The 17,741-nt window shown below is 58.3% G+C and carries 14 protein-coding genes; 12 read left to right on the forward strand and 2 right to left on the reverse strand.

What is annotated here, in order from left to right; all coding sequences use genetic code 11:
* Window positions 1–18: 18 nt before the first annotated feature.
* From B9Z51_RS17770 to B9Z51_RS17795, 6 genes are all read left to right on the forward strand, one after another.
* A complete protein-coding gene (locus B9Z51_RS17770; RefSeq protein ID WP_233255041.1) occupies window positions 19–8,391 on the forward strand; it encodes an S-layer family protein in 8,373 nt (2,790 codons plus the stop codon).
* Window positions 8,392–9,198: 807 nt separating this feature from the next.
* Window positions 9,199–9,543 (forward strand): BrnA antitoxin family protein, encoded by a 345-nt coding sequence (locus B9Z51_RS17775; protein ID WP_108376511.1) that lies wholly within the window; start codon window positions 9,199–9,201, stop codon window positions 9,541–9,543.
* A 233-nt stretch (window positions 9,544–9,776) separates the two neighbouring features.
* Entirely contained in the window at window positions 9,777–10,094 is a 318-nt protein-coding gene (locus tag B9Z51_RS17780) for a DNA-binding transcriptional regulator (protein ID WP_108376512.1), read from the forward strand.
* A 114-nt stretch (window positions 10,095–10,208) separates the two neighbouring features.
* Entirely contained in the window at window positions 10,209–10,406 is a 198-nt protein-coding gene (locus B9Z51_RS17785; protein ID WP_053173388.1) for a DUF2283 domain-containing protein, read from the forward strand.
* A 586-nt stretch (window positions 10,407–10,992) separates the two neighbouring features.
* On the forward strand, window positions 10,993–11,274 hold the full coding sequence (locus B9Z51_RS17790) for a BrnT family toxin (RefSeq protein ID WP_108376513.1): 282 nt from the start codon (window positions 10,993–10,995) through the stop codon (window positions 11,272–11,274).
* Complete coding sequence (locus B9Z51_RS17795) at window positions 11,274–11,555, forward strand: antitoxin (RefSeq protein ID WP_108376514.1); 282 nt, start codon at window positions 11,274–11,276, stop codon at window positions 11,553–11,555. Before B9Z51_RS17790 ends, B9Z51_RS17795 begins: the two co-directional genes overlap by 1 nt.
* Window positions 11,556–11,694: 139 nt before the next feature.
* Here B9Z51_RS17795 and B9Z51_RS17800 read toward each other — a convergent pair whose 3' ends face one another.
* Together B9Z51_RS17800 and B9Z51_RS17805 are read right to left on the reverse strand one after the other, a co-directional pair.
* Window positions 11,695–12,024: a nucleotidyltransferase domain-containing protein gene (locus B9Z51_RS17800; protein WP_108376515.1), complete on the reverse strand. Its 330-nt coding sequence runs from the start codon at window positions 12,022–12,024 to the stop codon at window positions 11,695–11,697.
* Window positions 12,021–12,446, reverse strand: coding sequence for a nucleotidyltransferase substrate binding protein (locus tag B9Z51_RS17805; RefSeq protein WP_108376516.1), 426 nt, complete (start codon window positions 12,444–12,446; stop codon window positions 12,021–12,023). Before B9Z51_RS17805 ends, B9Z51_RS17800 begins: the two co-directional genes overlap by 4 nt.
* 588 nt (window positions 12,447–13,034) lie before the next feature.
* On the opposite strand from B9Z51_RS17805, the gene B9Z51_RS17810 reads away from it, so the two are divergent.
* The 6 genes from B9Z51_RS17810 to B9Z51_RS17835 all read left to right on the forward strand — a co-directional run bounded on the left by B9Z51_RS17810 (window position 13,035) and on the right by B9Z51_RS17835 (window position 16,688).
* Window positions 13,035–13,493 (forward strand): DUF6088 family protein, encoded by a 459-nt coding sequence (locus tag B9Z51_RS17810; protein ID WP_233255042.1) that lies wholly within the window; start codon window positions 13,035–13,037, stop codon window positions 13,491–13,493.
* Window positions 13,465–14,433 carry a nucleotidyl transferase AbiEii/AbiGii toxin family protein gene (locus B9Z51_RS17815; protein WP_108376517.1) on the forward strand — a complete coding sequence of 323 codons (969 nt, stop codon included), beginning with the start codon at window positions 13,465–13,467 and terminating at the stop codon, window positions 14,431–14,433. The genes B9Z51_RS17810 and B9Z51_RS17815 overlap by 29 nt, the downstream gene beginning before the upstream one ends.
* Window positions 14,434–14,590: 157 nt before the next feature.
* Window positions 14,591–14,971: a DUF6516 family protein gene (locus B9Z51_RS17820; RefSeq protein WP_233255043.1), complete on the forward strand. Its 381-nt coding sequence runs from the start codon at window positions 14,591–14,593 to the stop codon at window positions 14,969–14,971.
* Window positions 14,968–15,330: a transcriptional regulator gene (locus tag B9Z51_RS17825; RefSeq protein WP_108376518.1), complete on the forward strand. Its 363-nt coding sequence runs from the start codon at window positions 14,968–14,970 to the stop codon at window positions 15,328–15,330. The genes B9Z51_RS17820 and B9Z51_RS17825 overlap by 4 nt, the downstream gene beginning before the upstream one ends.
* Window positions 15,331–16,116: 786 nt before the next feature.
* Window positions 16,117–16,335 carry a DUF2281 domain-containing protein gene (locus B9Z51_RS17830; RefSeq protein WP_233255044.1) on the forward strand — a complete coding sequence of 73 codons (219 nt, stop codon included), beginning with the start codon at window positions 16,117–16,119 and terminating at the stop codon, window positions 16,333–16,335.
* The gene (locus B9Z51_RS17835; RefSeq protein ID WP_199227588.1) at window positions 16,326–16,688 is read left to right on the forward strand and encodes a type II toxin-antitoxin system VapC family toxin; all 363 of its coding nucleotides are present in this window, start codon (window positions 16,326–16,328) and stop codon (window positions 16,686–16,688) included. Before B9Z51_RS17830 ends, B9Z51_RS17835 begins: the two co-directional genes overlap by 10 nt.
* Window positions 16,689–17,741 lie beyond the last annotated feature (1,053 nt).

Here is a 17,741-nt window from a genome sequence, read left to right on the forward strand (position 1 = left end):
AGCAATGGCGGCACACCCGTGGCCATCAGCCTGGCCGATACCGGCGCAGTGGCAGGCAACACCATTCAGCTGAACTACGGCGGCCAAACCATCAGCTACACACTGACAGCCGCTGACATTGCCGCTGGCACGGCCAACGTGCCGGTGCCGACCGCCACACTGACCACCGTGACCGCCATTGGCGCCAGCGCCGATGTGCCCGCCACGGTGAGTTTGTTGGATGGCACGACCACGATTTCTGCAGGCGATCCGCAGACGATTGCGGTGAACTTCACCTTGCCAGCAGCGCCAACCATCAACGATGTGGCTTGGGCGGCGGCAGGTGCTGCCAATACCAGTGCGATTTCGGGTATTTCGGAGGCTTATTACGACAAACAACTCAGCGCTTTCCCGACCGTCACATCGGGCTTTGTGGTGGACAACAAGCTTTACTACTCCGAAGCGGTGGCCAGCACCAACAGCGGCACCATCATGCGTGTGCAGATACCTACTGCGGGTGTCACTGGCGTGGTTAACCCTGCGTTGGCGAATGACGTCCTGAACGTGTCATGGGGCGATCAAGCCCTTGCACCCATCACGCTGAGTGCTGCCAACATCACCGCTAAATTTGTTGAGATTTTGGTGCCCTTCAGCACCATCGACAGCCAGACATTTGGTGATGTGGCGGTGACTGCGACCATCACCAGCGCAGTCACCGGCAATACTTCGGCACCGGCCACCGTCAATGTGGACTGGTCCTACGATTTGCCTGCTGCACAGCTGACGGCTTTGAGTGCTGGCTTTGCCATCAATGGCATATTGTCTGCCGATGGAACGGGCAACCGCGCCCAGGGGGTCGTCAATATTGGCGACATCAACGGCGATGGTTACGACGACTTGTCGATCAACCAGATCACCACAGGTGGTGATATTTCCACGTTCCAATACATTGTGTATGGCCGCTCCAACCTGAGCAGCGTTGAGCTGTCCAGTATGACGACAGCAGGCAACACCATTGGCTTTGTGGTCAACGGAAGTTCTGACAACAACAGCCGAGGTGGCGACATCAACGGGGATGGCTACAACGACATCATCATCAAGCGAAATACCACCGAAACCTATGTGGTTTATGGTGGCAGCGTCAGCCCTGGGGTGTTCAATATCAGCGCTCTGGCTGCCAGCGCTGGCTTCAAGATCACCACCGCTGCATCGCTGGGCTACACGTCCAACATTGTGGGTGACGTCAACGGCGATGGTTTTGATGACATCTTGATCAACTTGCCAACGGGCGACAACTTCTTGATGTACGGCAGTGCCAACAACACGAACGTGACGGTGCCCACAGACATGACCGTCTCCTATACCAACGGATTCTTCCTGGATGGTAAGGCGGGTTTGACATCGGGTGGTTCTCTGACCGGAACATTCGGCGACATCAACGGTGACGGTTACAGCGACATGGTGCTGAACAACTACGGTACTGGCGGTGCCAATGGATTTGTGGTGTTCGGTGGCGCTAACCTGAGCACGATTGCACTGACCGCACTGGCCGCTGCCAGCAGGGGCTTTGAGATCTCTAGCGTGAGCGAAGCGGCAACCTCGTATTTGATACAGAACACGGGCGATGTGAACGGTGACGGCATGGCTGACATCATCTTCAACAACGGCTCTGTCAACGGCAACGCTGCTTATGTGGCGTTTGGAAAGACGAGCAGCAGCACGGTTCAGATCAGCGCTTTGACGGCGGGTTCGGGTGGTTTCATCATCAATGCCGGAGGCAACAGCAGGATCACAAGTGTCGATGTGATCGGCGACTTCAACGGCGATGGTCTCGCCGATATGGTGGTGGCCTCTGACGTGGCTACGATAGAAGGCGTGGTGGCGGGCGCAGCTTATGTTGTGTTTGGCCGAACAGCTACAACAGCGCTCACGATGACTGACTTGTCGGGCAGTGAAGGTTTCCGTATCAATGGCATATCTGGCGTGAAATTCTCTTCTGCTGTGAGTGCAGCGGGCGATGTGAACGGCGATGGTTTTGACGATCTGCTGGTGTCGGCTCCTTTGGACAGTCCGACCAGCACCCGTATCCAGGCCGGTATCACGCGTGTGATCTATGGTGGCGTTGACAAGCTCGAAGGCATGACCTTCCAGCTCTCCAACGGCGATGTCATCGGCACCAGCGCTGCAGACACCCTGACGGGCACTGCGGGCAATAACCAGTTGGTGGCCGGTGACGGCAACGACACGCTGGTAGGCGCAGGCGGTGCAGACGTGTTGTATGGCGGCCGAGGTGACGACACCCTCGTCATCAACGCGAGCAACATTGCGGCCTTGGCCGTCAACACTGGCAACGCATCGCAAGCGATTGCGCGCATTGACGGCGGCAACGGTGTGGACACGATCGAGATCAGCGCAGGTTCGCTGGACATGAAAGCGATCAGCGATGCGGCCATTCAGAGCATCGAGCGCTTCAACCTGTCGGGCACGGGCACGTCGCTCAAGATGGGCGTGCTGGATGTGCTGACTTTGTCCGAGAAGAACAACCCGTTCAACACGGCCACAGGCTGGACAGCCACAGCCACAGGCGGCCCGGCCAATTGGGGCACGGTCAACGTGGGCGCCCAGGTGGTGGTGGATGGCACGGCCAACAGCGATTTGTACCTGTCGGGTTCATGGGTCAGCGTGGGCACAGTGCAAAACAACGGCAAGACTTACACCGTGCTGGAAGACACCACCAAGGCCATGGCCCAGGTGCTGGTGGAAGGCAGTGTGAAGGTTCACTTGTCGCCCAACATCTTGACCAATGCCAATGAGTTGGCCGGTAGCCTGAACCTGGCCGAAGCGCAAAGCGATGGCGGCACGCTGGTGGGCATTTCTTTGCTGGGCACCGGTGCGGTGGCAGGCAACACGCTGCAACTGAACTGGGGCGGCCAGACCATCAGCTACACGCTGACAGCGGCTGACATTGCAGCAGGCACGGCCAACGTGCCCGTGCCTTTGGCCACGCTGACGGCGGTAACCGCCGTGGGCGCAACGGCCTCTGTGCCTGCCTCGGTGACGCTGCTGGACGGCACGACCACCGTGTCGGCCAGTGATCCGGTGGCGGTGCCTGTGAGCTTTACCACGCTGCCTGCACCGACCATCAACAGCGTCGCCTGGGCCGCCACGGGTGCAGGCAGCACCAGCGATCTCAAAGGTATCCCCGAGGCTTATTACGACAAGCAGACCGCCACGACGACCGGCACCTTCACGACCGTGGACAACATGCTGTATTACAGCGAGGCGGTCAACTCCGGCAACAGCGGCACGGTCTTGCGCGTGCAGCTGCCCATCGTGACGGGCTCGACACAAAACCCGGTGGCTGGCGATGCCTTGACCATCAACTGGGGTGACCAGGTGCTCAAAGTGGGCAACCTGACCGCCACCGACATCACCAACAAGTATGTGGATGTGACGGTGCCGTTTGCAACGGTGGACAGCCAGGCCTTTGGCACGGTGGTGGTGAGTGCGCAGTTCACCAGCGCCGCCAGCGGCACGATGTCGGCGGCAGCGCCTTTGAACGTGACTTGGGCTTATGACTTGCCGGTGGACAACCTGGCTGGTTTGAGCGAGGGCTTTGCCATCAATGGCCGCAGTGCCAGCAGCAAGACGGGTTACCAGTACCAAACGCAGGGCGTGGTCAATTTGGGCGACGTCAACGGCGACGGCTTTGATGACTTCTCATTGGTCGAATCTGTGGGCGGTGCCAAGTATGTGGTCTATGGCCATTCGGGTCTGGCAGCGGTCGAGCTGTCCACACTCACGGCACCGGGCAACACCAATGGTTTCATCATCAGCGGTGGTTCGTACTTCAACACCACCGGTGGCGATTACAACGGCGACGGTCTGAACGATGTGATCGTGCACACCGGCACCAGCACTTATGTGGTGCTGGGCAACACGGCCAGCCCGGGTGCGATTGCGGTCAGCAGTCTGGCCGCCAGCCAGGGCTTCAAGATCACGTCGCCCACTTATGCGGTGTCGGCACCGACCTTTGTGGGGGACATCAACGGCGACGGTCTGGACGACATGGTGCTGGACTTTGAAGTGCAGGGCACAGCATGGGGCAACTATGTGCTGTATGGCAGCACGAACACCTCGAGCCTGACCCTGCCAACGGGCAGCACGGGCACCTTTGCCAATGGCTTCTTCATCAACACCGGCAGCACCAACTTGGTGTCGGGTGCCCGCACGTTTGCCAAGAGTGGTGACTTCAACGGTGACGGTTACAACGACTTCATGTTGAACAACTACGTGGCCGATGCCACGTCGGACACGCCCAGCTATGTGTACTTTGGCGGCCCCACTTTGTCGGGCATCACGTCAAGCGTCATGAGCGTGGCAGGCAGTGGCCGTGGCTTTGCGGTGCAGGGCATGACGGGCAAGCATTTGTCCAACTACGGTGTGTCCACCGGCGACATCAACGGCGATGGCATGGACGACATGCTGTTCAACGATGGCACAACCCGCGCTTTTGTCTTGTTTGGCAAGACCAGCGATGCACCGGTGAACGTGTCCAGCTTGACCGCTGGCTCGGGTGGCTTTGTGATGACGGGCAACGTGGTCGATGTGGACGTGGTCGGTGACTTCAACGGCGACGGCCTGGCCGACATGCTGGTGGGCAACGATGCCATGAGCTGGAACGGTGTGGCCTATGGCGGTGCTTATCTGGTGTATGGCCGCACCAACACCAGCGCGATCACGCTGAGCGCTCTGGCGCCTTCGGATGGCTTCCGCATCGACGGTGTGTCGGTGGCGACCACAGCGTTTGGCAATTCGATCAGCGGGGGTGGCGACATCAACGGTGACGGCTTTGCCGATCTGTTGATCACGGCCAACAGCGATGACCCGACAGGTCGTCTGGACGCCGGTATCACCCGCGTGATTTACGGCGGTATTGATCGCATGAATTCGATGACCTTCCAGGTCAGCAATGGCGACGCCGTGGGCACCAGCGCAGCAGACACGCTGACAGGCACCGCAGGCAACAACCAGATCGTGGCCGGTGACGGCAACGACACGCTGATTGGCGGCGGTGGTGCAGACGTGCTGTACGGCGGCCGGGGTGACGACACGATCACCATCAACGCCAGCAACATCACGGCGATGGGCACGTACACCGGCAATGCGGCGCAAGCAGTGGCACGCATTGACGGCGGTGCGGGCACTGACACGCTGGAGATCACGGCGTCGCTGGACTTGACAGCGATGCGGTCGGTGCCGGTGCAGAGCATTGAGCGCATCAACATGAGCACAGGCGGCACCTCGCTGACCATGGGCTTGATCGATGTGCTGACTTTGTCCGAGAAGAACAACCCGTTCAACACGGCCACAGGCTGGACAGCCACGGCCACTGGTGGCGCGACCAACTGGGATGCCGTCAACAACGGCGCCCAAGTGGTGGTGGACGGTGGTGCAACCAACGACTTGTATCTGCAGGGCACTTGGCAGAGCCTGGGCACGGTGACCAACAACGGCAAGACCTACAAGGTGCTGGACGATTTGACATCGGCCAATGCGCAGGTCTTGGTGGATGACAGCATCAAGGTGCACATGGCGCCCACGATCATGACCAGTGCCAATGAGTTGGCCGGGGTGCTGAACGTGCCTGAAGCCAACAGCGACAGCAGCACACCCGTGCGTGTGTCGCTGGCCGACACGGGTGCTGTCTTGGGCAATACGATTGAGCTGAACTGGGGCGGCCAGAAGTTCACCGTGGTGTTGACCGCTGCCGATGTGGCGGCCAACTATGTGGATGTGACGGTGCCTTTGGCCACCTTGACAGCCATCACGCCCATGGGTACAGCGGCCAATGTGAATGGCATCGTGACGCTGCTCAATGGCACGACCGATCTGTCACATTCAGGCGGTCAGCCCATTGCCGTGGACTTCACTTTGCCTTCGACGCCGATCATCAGCGCAACGCGTTGGTCCACCACGACGACGGGCAGCGCCTTGAGCGGTATCCCAGAGGCGTTCTACAACATGCAGACCACGGCATGGCCGACCACCACCACGCCGATCGTGGATACGACGTTGTATTACACCGAGGCGGTGGGCACAGCCAGCCCAGGCACGATGTTGCGGGTGGAGTTGGCCACGGCGACTTTGGGTGCGCCTGTGCCTGCCCAAGCCGGTGACAAGCTGGTGGTGCGTTGGGGCGATCAGCTGATCAATGTGGGCACTTTGCTGGCCACGGACATCACCAACCAGTATGTGGATGTGACGGTGTCTGAGGCGATTGTGGCCAGCCAGCCTTTTGGCGCGGTGTCGGTCAGTGCCGAGATCACCAGTGCGGTCAGTGGCAACACGTCTCTGACTTCGCCTGTGAAGGTGAATTGGGCCTATGACTTGCCGTTGGCAGACTTGGTGGCCATGAGTCAGGGCTTCATGATCAACGGCAGCACGGCCAATGCGCAGATTGGTTTGACCAATGAAAACCAGGGCGTGATGAACGTCGGCGACGTGAACGGCGATGGCTACGAAGACATCGAGATCACCGACCTGAACGGTCAGCGTTACATCGTCTACGGTGGTAACCGCAACACGGCACTGAATGTGTCGGACATGACGGCGCCAGGCAACACCAATGGTTTCATCATCACCACCAACACGCTGCAACCTAGCCGTGGCGGTGACGTCAACGGTGACGGCCTGAGCGATATCGTGATCGGTAACGGCACGACGGCGTATGTGATTTACGGCGCCACCAGCAGCCCAGGCAAGATGAACGCCACAGCTTTGTTGGCCAGCCAGGGCTTCAAGATCACGTCGGCCAACGCGATGGTCGAGCCAAGCGTGGTGGGTGACGTGAACGGTGACGGTTATGAGGACATCTTGTTCAATGACAACACGGCGCTCAAGAACTACCTGGTGTTTGGCGGCTCCAACGTGGCGCCTACGGGCACCATCGCGGCCACGGCTGCACCGGGTGTGTCGATCACGCCGCTGGCGAACTTCACCCCGGGCGGCATCTTGTCGACCTTGCACGGTGACTTCAACGGCGACGGTTACAGCGACTTTGCCTTGGCGCAAATGCCATCAACCAGTGGCACCGGCCCTGCCTTTGTGTACTACGGTGGCACGGGCTTGACGAACTACACCAACGCCGCATTGACGGTGGCTGGCAACGGCCGCGGTTTTGCGATCAACGGTTTGACGGGCCTCAACTCGCTGAAGTTCACGTCCTCGACGGCGGGCGACATCAACGGCGACGGCATCGACGACATCATCTTCAACGATGGCGATACACGTTCGTTTGTGATGTTTGGCAAGACGGACAGCACGTCGATCAATGTGTCGCAGCTGATAGCGGGCAGTGGTGGCTTTGTCATCAACGCGGCAGGGCCGAACACGGCCACCGTGGTCGATGCTTTGCTGTGGGATACCGATGTGGTCGGCGACTTCAACGGCGACGGCTTGGCCGACATGATCGTGTCCAACAGGAACATGGCCATCAACGGCTCGGCCGTCGGCGGTGGTTATCTGGTGTATGGCCGCACAGCGACGACAGCGATTGCGCTGGCCGAGTTGCAAGCGTCCGAGGGCTTCCGCATCGACGGTTACAGCGCGACAGCAGGCAAGAGCCTGGGCCGCTCGGTCAGCGCGGGTGGCGACATCAACGGCGACGGCTTTGCCGACCTGGTGTTTGCCGACTACAGCGGTGAAGACGTGGGCACGCTCACGGCAGCCGGTGTGGTGCGCGTGATCTACGGCGGCGTGGACAAGCTCGACAGCATGACGTTCCAGACAGCCAACGGCGACGCCATGGGCACCACGGGCGCCGACACGCTAACAGGCACCGCAGGCAACAACCAGCTGGTGGCCGGTGACGGCAACGACACGCTGATTGGCGGCGGTGGCGCAGACGTGCTGTATGGCGGCCGTGGCGACGACACCTTCGTGCTGAACGCCGACAACGTGACGCAGCTGAGCAAGTCGGGCACGAGCCAGAACATCGAGCGCGTCGACGGCAGCACAGGCATCGACACCATCAAGCTCGACGGCACAGGCCTGGTCCTGGACCTGACAGCGGTGGCCGCCACAGCGGTGCAAGACATCGAGAAGGTCGACCTGACCGGCAGCGGCGACAACACGCTGAAGCTGAACCTGACCGACATCCTGCAACACGCCACCAGCTCCAACGCGTTCAACGCCAGCAACACCACCAGCGGCCTGGCCGCCACGGTGACGAAGAACCAGCTGATGATCGACGGTGACACCGGCGACAAAGTCGTCCTCTCCGACCTGACCAACTGGACCGCCGACGCGACCCACGTCGTTGCCAACGGCCACAGCTACACCGCTTACAACCACAACACCTCAGCAGCCCAACTGCTGATCGACGACCACCTGCTGGTGAGCCAGGTGTAAAGGCAAGTAGGTCGGGTTTTCGTAGGTCGGCACTCGAAGAGTCCGACGTTGGCTGTTCAACCACCAACGTCGGGGTCTGCGACCACCGACCTACGAACTCCACACCCGCATACCAACCCGCCCCTCGTGGCGGGTTTTTTTATCCCCCGCCCCTTGTAGGAGCGGCGCCCCCGCCGCGATAGAGCCTTCGCCCAACCACCACCGTCAGCGCGAAAGCCACCGACCCCCGCCCCTTGTAGGAGCGGCGCCCCCGCCGCGATAGCGCCTTCGATCAACCACCACCGTCAGCGCGAAAGCCACCGACCCCCGCCCCTTGTAGGAGCGGCGCCCCCGCCGCGATAGCGCCTTCGCCCAACCACCACCGTCAGCGCGAAAGCCACCGACCCCCGCCCCTTGTAGGAGCGGCGCCCCCGCCGCGATAGCGCCTTCGCCCAACCACCACCGCCCAATCCAATCCCCAACCTACAAAATAACTTCTAACAACCTTGTTGTTTGATGCCTTAAGTATCCATCAGGAATCCCAAAAATATCCTCATGGCCTATTTCTATTGTTTTAATTTGTAAACGCCCATCAATCCATCAGCAAACCCAAAACCATCACCCAACACCCCACCGCCCCATCCCCCTGTAGGAGCCAGCCCTGCTGGCGATCAACCCCCGCAAACCACCGCCATCGGCACCCGCCACATACCGCCCTTCGTAGGTCAGCGGCTTCAGCCCCGACACAGGCCTGCGCCAACACCAACAACAGGTCGTTTCCTTAATGTATGCACAATGAATTGAATTTTTCAGCTAGGCTTAAACGCTATGCAAATACGCACTAAATCTGTCCGCAGCGTCGAGTTGCCGACCAAAGAGGAAGACGCCCGCATCAACGCGGGCGTAGCCGCCGACGCCGATAACCCAGAGTGGACAGAGGAAGACTTCGCGCGCGCCTTGCCAGCAGCCCGGTTTTTCTCTCCCGAGGTGTACGCCGCGCTGTGCGCGCAACGTGTGCGCGGCCCAAAAAACAAACCCCTCAAAGTGCCCACCACCATCCGCTTGGATGCAGACGTTCTGGCCGCGCTCAAAGCCAGTGGACGTGGCTGGCAAACCAGGGTGAATGACGTGATGCGCGAATGGGTGCGCCAGCATCCAAGCCCGCTCGGTTGACCACCACATCGGCACCTGCCCGTACCGGCCTGCATGTACCGGTATGCGTAGGTCGGTAGCTTTAGCTTCGACGTTGGTGGTTTAACAAGCAATGTCGGGGCTAAAGCCACCGACCTACAAACACCGAAAGCCCTGTCCCTTGTAGGAGCCAGCCCTGCTGGCGATCAACCCCCGCGATCTTTTTAACGCCGTCCATCGCGTGACCAACGGCCAGTTTGAAGAGGTAAATTGATATGGTGAAAAAATACAAAAGCGATGCGCTCGCCGCTGTCCACGAAACGATGGAGGCGCTGCACGACGCAGGCGCAGTGAGCCGCCAGACCATGCGCGAATTCGACGCCGCATGCCTGACGCCCATCGAGCCTTTGGCTCCCGAAGAGATCAAGGCTTTGCGTCTGCGCGAACACATTTCCCAACCGGTGTTTGCAAGGTATTTGAATGTGTCCAAAAACCTGGTGTCAGACTGGGAACGCGGCATCAAAAAACCCGGCGGACCCGCCCTGCGCCTGCTCACCGTGATCCAGCACAAGGGCTTGCTGGCGATTGCCTAAAACACCCCAACGTCCCCGTAGGTCGGCGGCTTCAGCCCCGACATGGAGCCTTCGATTAACAAACGTCGGGGCTAAAGCCACCGACCTACGAACACCAACTTTGGATCATGAACCATGAAAACCACCTACTACGATCAGGACGACATTCTGGTGATACACCTCTCCGACAAACCCATCGCCCGAGAGGTGTCGCAAGACTGGAACACGCATGTCAGCTACGCCGCAGACGGCACCGCCGTTGAGGTGGTCGTCCTCGACGCTCGGGCCAATGGCGCCTTGCCCGTAGAAATACTGCACGGCCAAGCCGCCTGACACATCCACTTAAACCAAATGCCCCGCGTTGCGATGGGGCGAAATGGTGCGCTTCGCTTAGCTCCGCAACGCCGTCGACCGCCTCGTAGGTCGGCACTCGAAGAGTCCGACATCTCCCCAATCGACCCCATTGCCCAACCCGCCCATCGAGGTCAATCATCCAACGTCGGGGTCTCCGACCACCGACCTACGAAATCCCGGCCCCCCCGAAATGCCCGTGCCTCACCGGTAGGTCGGTACTCGAAGAGTCCGACATGTGTGTGATCCACCACCACCGCCCAATCAAACACGCTGGCCATGCAACCAACGTCGGGGTCTCCGACCACCGACCTACGAATACCAAATGCCCCGCGTCCCGACGGGGTGAAATGATCCCGCTTCGCTCCGTATCTCCCTCGTAGGTCGGCGGCTTCAGCCCCGACATGGAGCCTTCGTATAACAAATGTCGGGGCTAAAGCCACCGACCTACGAATACCGACGGTCTCATGTGTCTGGAGTTTCACTCCCAATCAATTCAACAAGCAAAAAAGTACCAACCTTATTCAGTTGTTTGACGCCTTGTGCTGTGTGTGCCTAAAATGCACACATGCAGAATCCGAAAATTTACAATTGGAATGCTGAAAAGAACGAGCTTTTGGTTCGCGAACGTGGCATTTCTTTTGAGCGGATTGTTTTCGAGATCAGCAACGGTAATGAAATCGACGTGGTCGCGCACCCCAATCAGAGCAAATATCCCGGCCAGATGATTTCGCTCGTGGAAGTGGATGAATACGTCTATGCCGTACCGTTCATTGAAAACGAAACCGAGATTTTTTTGAAAACCATCATCCCCAGTCGCAAAGCGACACGGCAATACAGGAGCAAGTGATGAAGAAAAAACCAACGTACGACGATGAAGAGTTGGAGATCTTGCAAGCGATGGAGGCCGGTACGCTCAAGTCCGTGCGCAATGCGCCAGCGCAAATCAAAAAACACCGTGCTGCAGCCGACGCAACCTTCAAAAAAGATCAGCGATTGAATATCCGAATTTCAAGCAGAGACTTGAAAAACCTCCAGGCACGCGCACTGGAGGAGGGCGTCCCCTATCAAACATTCGCAGCCAGCTTGCTCCACAAATTTGTCAGCGGCCACCTCGTCAGCTCAAGATAGAAAATTAACCACGTTCGGCTCGGCCAGTCCAGACATGGAGCCTTCGTTAACCAAGTCCCCGTAGGTCGGCGGCTTTAGCCCCGACATGAACCCACGCCGAAGCCCCGCAGGTTCGTGCCAATTCTCCCGACTTGCGGGCTCATGGATGGCGTTTGTAAATCACCTGTCCGACTCGGTCAATGTGGGCTGTGAGTTCTGCGTGGTTCAGGTGTTCGTATAAAGACAGGTCGATTTCGTAGGGCAGGAGCAAGTCGTCCAGACTCTGCTCGATATCGCCCAATAAAGAAAAATTCAGCATCGGCCCGCGCAGCGTCAGGTCGATGTCCGAGCCGGGTTTGAAGGTACCCTTGGCGCGTGAACCGTACAAGACCGCTTGCTCTACCTGCGGGTATTGGGCCAGTGCTTGCTGGATTCTTTTCAGCGTGTCATCACTCAATCCATGGCGCGCCCCATCAGGACAGCCGTTCATGCGGTGTCACCCTCGATCAGTCGTGTGCTGAGGGTCTGACTCAGCGCCACAAATGCCGGATAAAAGCGGCTCAATATGGATTGCGCGACGTCGTTGGCCACATCCACGTTGTACGTGTGCGAAGTCTGATTGCGTGCCTTGATCATGTCCATCCAGGCCTCGCCATCGGTGACCAAGCCATTTTTAAAAGCCGACCGACTGGCATCACGCGATCCAATCAGGCCCGAGATGCCTTTGAACTCCATAAAATCCTTGAGCACATTCCAGGCCAATTCGTGGGTGAATTCGAAAGCCTGAATCAGGCCTTGTTGTTCCAGATTGCTCAAAGGCCGCTGACCCGCCAGCGCGACAGCCTCGCTCAGGTTCTGCATGGCCTTGGTGTAATTCGAAAAACGCTGCTGCCAGCGGATGTCGTGTGTCATGACCGAATGCCTTGATGTGTGAAACCGTACATGCACGAATGGTAACCAATCCATCTGGCACAGTTGTCGGGGTATATGTCTATCGAGCAACGACTGCCCAATGCCCCGCGTGCCGACGGGCTGCAATACACGCACTCCGCTTCGCCGTCGACCGCCCTCGTAGGTCGGTACTCGAAGAGTCCGACAGCTCCCCAATCGACCACCACCGCTCAATCAAACACGTCCACCACACCAACCAACGTCGGGGTCTTCGACCACCGACCTACGAAAACCAACGGCCCCGCGTTCCGACGGGGTGCAACACTCGCGCTCCGCAACGCCGTCGACCGCCTCGTAGGTCGGTACTCGAAGAGTCCGACATCTCCCCAATCGACCACCACCGCCCAATCAAACACGCTGGCCATGCAACCAACGTCGGGGTCTTCGACCACCGACCTACGAATACCAAGATGTAACTTGCATCAAAACACCAACCCCAGCAGTCTTCGACCACCGACCGACACATACCAACGCCTCGTAGGTCGGCACTCGAAGAGTCCGACATCTGCCATAACACCCCTGCAAATTTCTCGATTTCATATATAGTGCATGAGCATTGTTTGCATCACCAGGGAGGGCGCGATGAGTCGGTATAGTTTGAAAGACAGGATGGTTCGGTCCATTGCTTTGCGCAAGGGTGAGGTGGTCATGCGTGCTGATTTCGAGAAGATGGGCAGCGCGAGTCAGATTAGCCGGGTTCTCAAGGAGTTGATTGCTGAGGGCAAGATTGTGCGTTTGGGTTATGGCACGTATGCCAAGGCCCGGCCAAGCACGCTGTCGGGCAAACCTGTGCCGCGGGTCACGCTTGAAGAGTTGGCTCAAGAGGCACTTGGAAAATTGGATGTGCCCGTCACGCTGGGTCGTGCGCAACGGGCTTATGTCGAAGGCAGGACGACGCAGATTCCGGTGCGCACGACGTTCAATACGGGGCATCGTCGCATCTCTCGAAAAATCACTGTCGGTATCAGCACGGTGCGATATGAAAACAATTACAGCGCAAGAGCGTAAACAGATTCTGGATATTCGCAACGAATCTCTGTCGTCGTTGCCGCCGGGAATATTCGAAAAAGACCTCCTCCTGACCGAAGCCCTCCGCCACATTGCCAGCACCGACAGCGATGGCATTGGCTTGGTGTTTTGCGGCGGCACTTGTTTGTCCAAGGCGCACAGGCTGATTGAGCGGATGTCCGAAGATGTGGATTTCAAGTTGGTTGTGCCGCAGGGGCTGTCGCGTACGGCCCGAAGCAAGCGGCTCAGTCAGTTCAAGAAGCGTTTGGCCCAGGTGTTGGGGGATGCGGGTTTTCATGTGCCGCCGGAGCAGATCGTTGCGCGTGACGAGAACAGTTATGTGGCCATGAATTTGCTTTATGAAAGCCGCTTTTCGCCGGTGGCCAGTTTGCGCCCGGAGATCAAGGTGGAGTTCAATGCACGCCCGCCGGTTTTGCCTACGGCGCCGTTGCCTGTTCGCTCGATGCTGGATGAGTTGATCGGGGCACCCACCGATGATTTCAAAATCGAGTGCATCAGTGTGGACGAGACTTTGGCTGAGAAGGTCTTGTCATTTTTGCGCCGCACCGCTGAGGCGCGTGCAGGGCGCAACCGTGCGCAATACGACGACCGCCTGGTGCGTCACCTTTACGATGTGCGAGCGATTGCCGCGAACCATGATCGTTTGGTGAATGCGTTACCACATGCGCACTTTGCAACGCTGGTGGCTGGCGATGCGGCGCAGTATCGCAATCAGTATCGCGAGTTCGAGCGCGACCCGGTAGGCCAGATGCAAGCGGTGTTGCAGGCCTTGCACGCAGAGCCCGACAGTTTTGAACGCGATTACCTCCAGTTTGTGGACGAGCTGGTCTTTGGCGAGTCCGTTTCCTTTGCCGAGGCCCGGTCCGTTTTTGTCGATCTCGCGCATCGACTCCTCAGCCCGTTGACCGTTTCGTGCTGAGTGGGTGACGTGGTGATCTGTCGGGGTCAAAGACCACCGACCTGCGAAACCCATTGCCCGAAATGTCGTCACTGACCTTGTAGGTCGGCACTCGAAGAGTCCGACGTTGCCCGCTCAAATGGGTTTTCATATTTATCAATCCATGATAAGGTTAGGCATGGATTCGAAGCATTCATCGGTCATGGGTTTGGAGTTTCTGCTGGGCATGGATGGCAACATCGAAGTTCAAAATGATGCCGGCTATTGGGTCAAGATGAAGGTTTCACGTGTGGCCGAGACGCCGGAGCGGCCACACGGTATCAACTACAGCCTGACCTTGCATGCACCGGACAACACGCGGCTGATTGGTTTTGACAATGCGCATGGTGTAAAGCCTGCCGGTTCGCGTTTCAAGCACGCGGGCAAAAAATTTCCCTACGATCATCGCCACCGCCATGCTCTCGACGAGGGCGTTTTGTATGAGTTTGATACGGCGTTTCAGTTGGTTAGCGATTTTTACGATGAAGTGGATCGCGTTTTGAAAGAGGTTTGTCCATGAACAAAGTTTTGAAATTTGCCATCGCGCCAGTGTCGGTACAACGCGCGCGCTCGCTGGCCATAGCCGCCGGAAAACGTCAGCGCAACAAAGACGATCCCGATGTGTGGTTCCCGAGTGTTGCAGCCATGGCCCGCGTGTTGTCGGACGAGAACATGGCCTTGCTCAAGGTGATCCGCGAAAGTCATCCCGATTCGATGGATGCCTTGGCCAAGGCGGTCGGCAAGCACGTACCCAACGTGTCGCGCTCACTGCACACGATGGCCCAATACGGCTTGGTCACCCTCACCAAACAAGGCCGCACCGTGATGCCCCAAGTCACCTCCGACCGCGTGACCGTTGATTTTTCCTGGGCGAATTAACATCCATAACCCAAACACACACCATTGGATTGCCACGACGCTCGCAATGACAGAGATGAACGCATTCCGTCATTGCGGGGAGCTTGCGACCCGATAATTTGGTGTGCGCGTTGTTGGTCCTCGAAAAGTCCGACGTTGCCCGCCCAACCACCAACGTTGGGGCTAAAGCCACCGACCTACGAACACCGCATACAGTTTCTGCTTGCGTTGCGTATGGGTCTGCGTAGGTCGGCACTCGAAGAGTCCGACGTTGCCCGCTCAACCACCGTCGGGGCTAAAGCCACCGACCTACAAATACCCCAACCCAACCCGCCACCCCATGGCGGGTTTTTTCATATCCCCCCGCCCTCCTGTAGGAGCCAGCCCTGCTGGCGATCAACGCTGGCCCGCCCACCAACGTCGGGGTCTGCGACCACCGACCTACGAACACCCCATTGTCCGAAATGTCCTCGCTGACCTCGTAGGTCGGCACTCGAAGAGTCCGACGTTGGCCAAACCACCAACGTCGGGGTCTGCGACCACCGACCTACGACACCCCATTGCCCAAAATGTCCTCACTGACCTCGTAGGTCGGCACTCGAAGAGTCCGACGTTGGTCAAACCACCAACGTCGGGGTCTGCGACCACCGACCTACAAACACCGCTTCCCTGTGGGTCGGCTGTTCGCATGTCGGCACTCGAAGAGTCCGTCATCTGCCCGCAATGCCGAAACCCCACCCCGACATTTCCCCGCCCCATGTTTTGTCGTACGATGAAACGCTTGATCAAGGAGATGCAATGCCAACGATGGCCGAACGGCTTTGGGATGTCACTCGCACACTGCCCGAGCCTTTGCTTGCAGAGGTTCTGGACTTCGCCGAGTTCCTGCAATCCCGGCACGCTCATGCGCCTGAATCGGTGAAGGAAATCGGTCTGGCGCAATTGAGTGGTGGCCTGGAAAAGTCCACGGCATTTGCCGCGTCGCCCTTAGAGCTCCAGCGGCAATTGCGCGATGAATGGCATTAAGTATTTGCTCGACACCAATTTCATTTTTGGGGCTGCTCAAGTCTTCACCAGAAGTGATGGCGCTGGTGTCCGAGCGGAATGTGTTGGCCAGCGAGTGTGCCTACAGCAGTATCACGCGCATGGAGTTGTTGGGTTTTCCTGATTTGTCCGAGCCCGAGCAGCAGTTGATTGAAAGCCGTTTGGCTGCGCTGACCTATCTGCCGGTGTCACCCGCCGTCGAGGATCAGGCGATCAGATTGCGCAAGCAGCGCAAAGTCAAATTGCCCGACGCCATCATCGGCGCCACCGCACAAACCTACGCCCTAGAACTCCTGACCCTGGACGCAGCCCTGCAGTCCGTGATGGCCGGATAACCTCCCAAACGTCGGGGTCTGCGACCACCGACCTACGAACACCCCATCGCCCGAAATGTCCTCGCTGACCTCGTAGGTCGGCACTCGAAGAGTCCGACGTTGGCCAAACTACCAACGTCGGGGCTAAAGCCACCGACCTACGAATACCTGTGCCCCCGTAGGAGCCAGCCCTGCTGGCGATCAACGCTGGCCCACCCACCAATGTCGGGGTTTGCGACCACCGACCTACGTACACCCCATTGCCCAAAATGTCGTCGCTGACCTCGTAGGTCGGTACTCGAAGAGTCCGACGTTGGTCAAACTACCAACGTCGGGGCTAAAGCCACCGACCTACGAATACCTGTGCCCCCGTAGGAGCCAGCCCTGCTGGCGATCAACGCTGGCCTGCCCACCAACGTCGCGGTCTGCGACCACCGACCTGCGAACACCCCATTGCCAGCCCTGCTGGCGATCAAGCCGTGTCGGTTGCTGGCTCTCAATCCTTTAAATGTCAATCATCAAATTTGACGCCATAGACAAATTTCGGATGCAGCATTCACAAAATCATTAAAAGGAATACCCCAATTGGGGGTTTTGCTGTGTCATTTTTGACGGTATCTTGAGGTATTAATTAATAAATTCAAGAAAAAAGTCAGAGATTGGGCATTGCAAAAAATGTCATTTTTTGAGTTTTGGGGTGCTGAATTCATGAGGAAAACATGAATTTGGGATGGACCCAACGGCCAGGCACCGCACGACCTTTTACAGAGGGGCGTGGGGTGCTTGGGTGCGTGTGTTTGCGGACTCAAAAAGGGCAGGGCGGGACAGCGCGAGCGCTGGCTCGTGGCTGGTTTCAAGGCTGCAAGCCAAGCTGGCGCATTCATGAATCCGGACATAAGACTGACAAAAACGCCATGCTTTTTGATTGCCGCAAAGAAACCATGAATCTGTGCTTATTTACAACGTACATGCCAAAAAAACAAAAAAAACTTCAAGCGCAGTTGACCGGCATGTCCCTCATCACGCTGATGGTCCAAGCCCTCAGGCCCCCATATCGAAGCAGGTGGTGACCCC

The sequence above is a fragment of the Limnohabitans sp. T6-5 genome (genome assembly GCF_003063315.1).
Taxonomy (GTDB): Bacteria; Pseudomonadota; Gammaproteobacteria; order Burkholderiales; family Burkholderiaceae_C; genus Limnohabitans_A.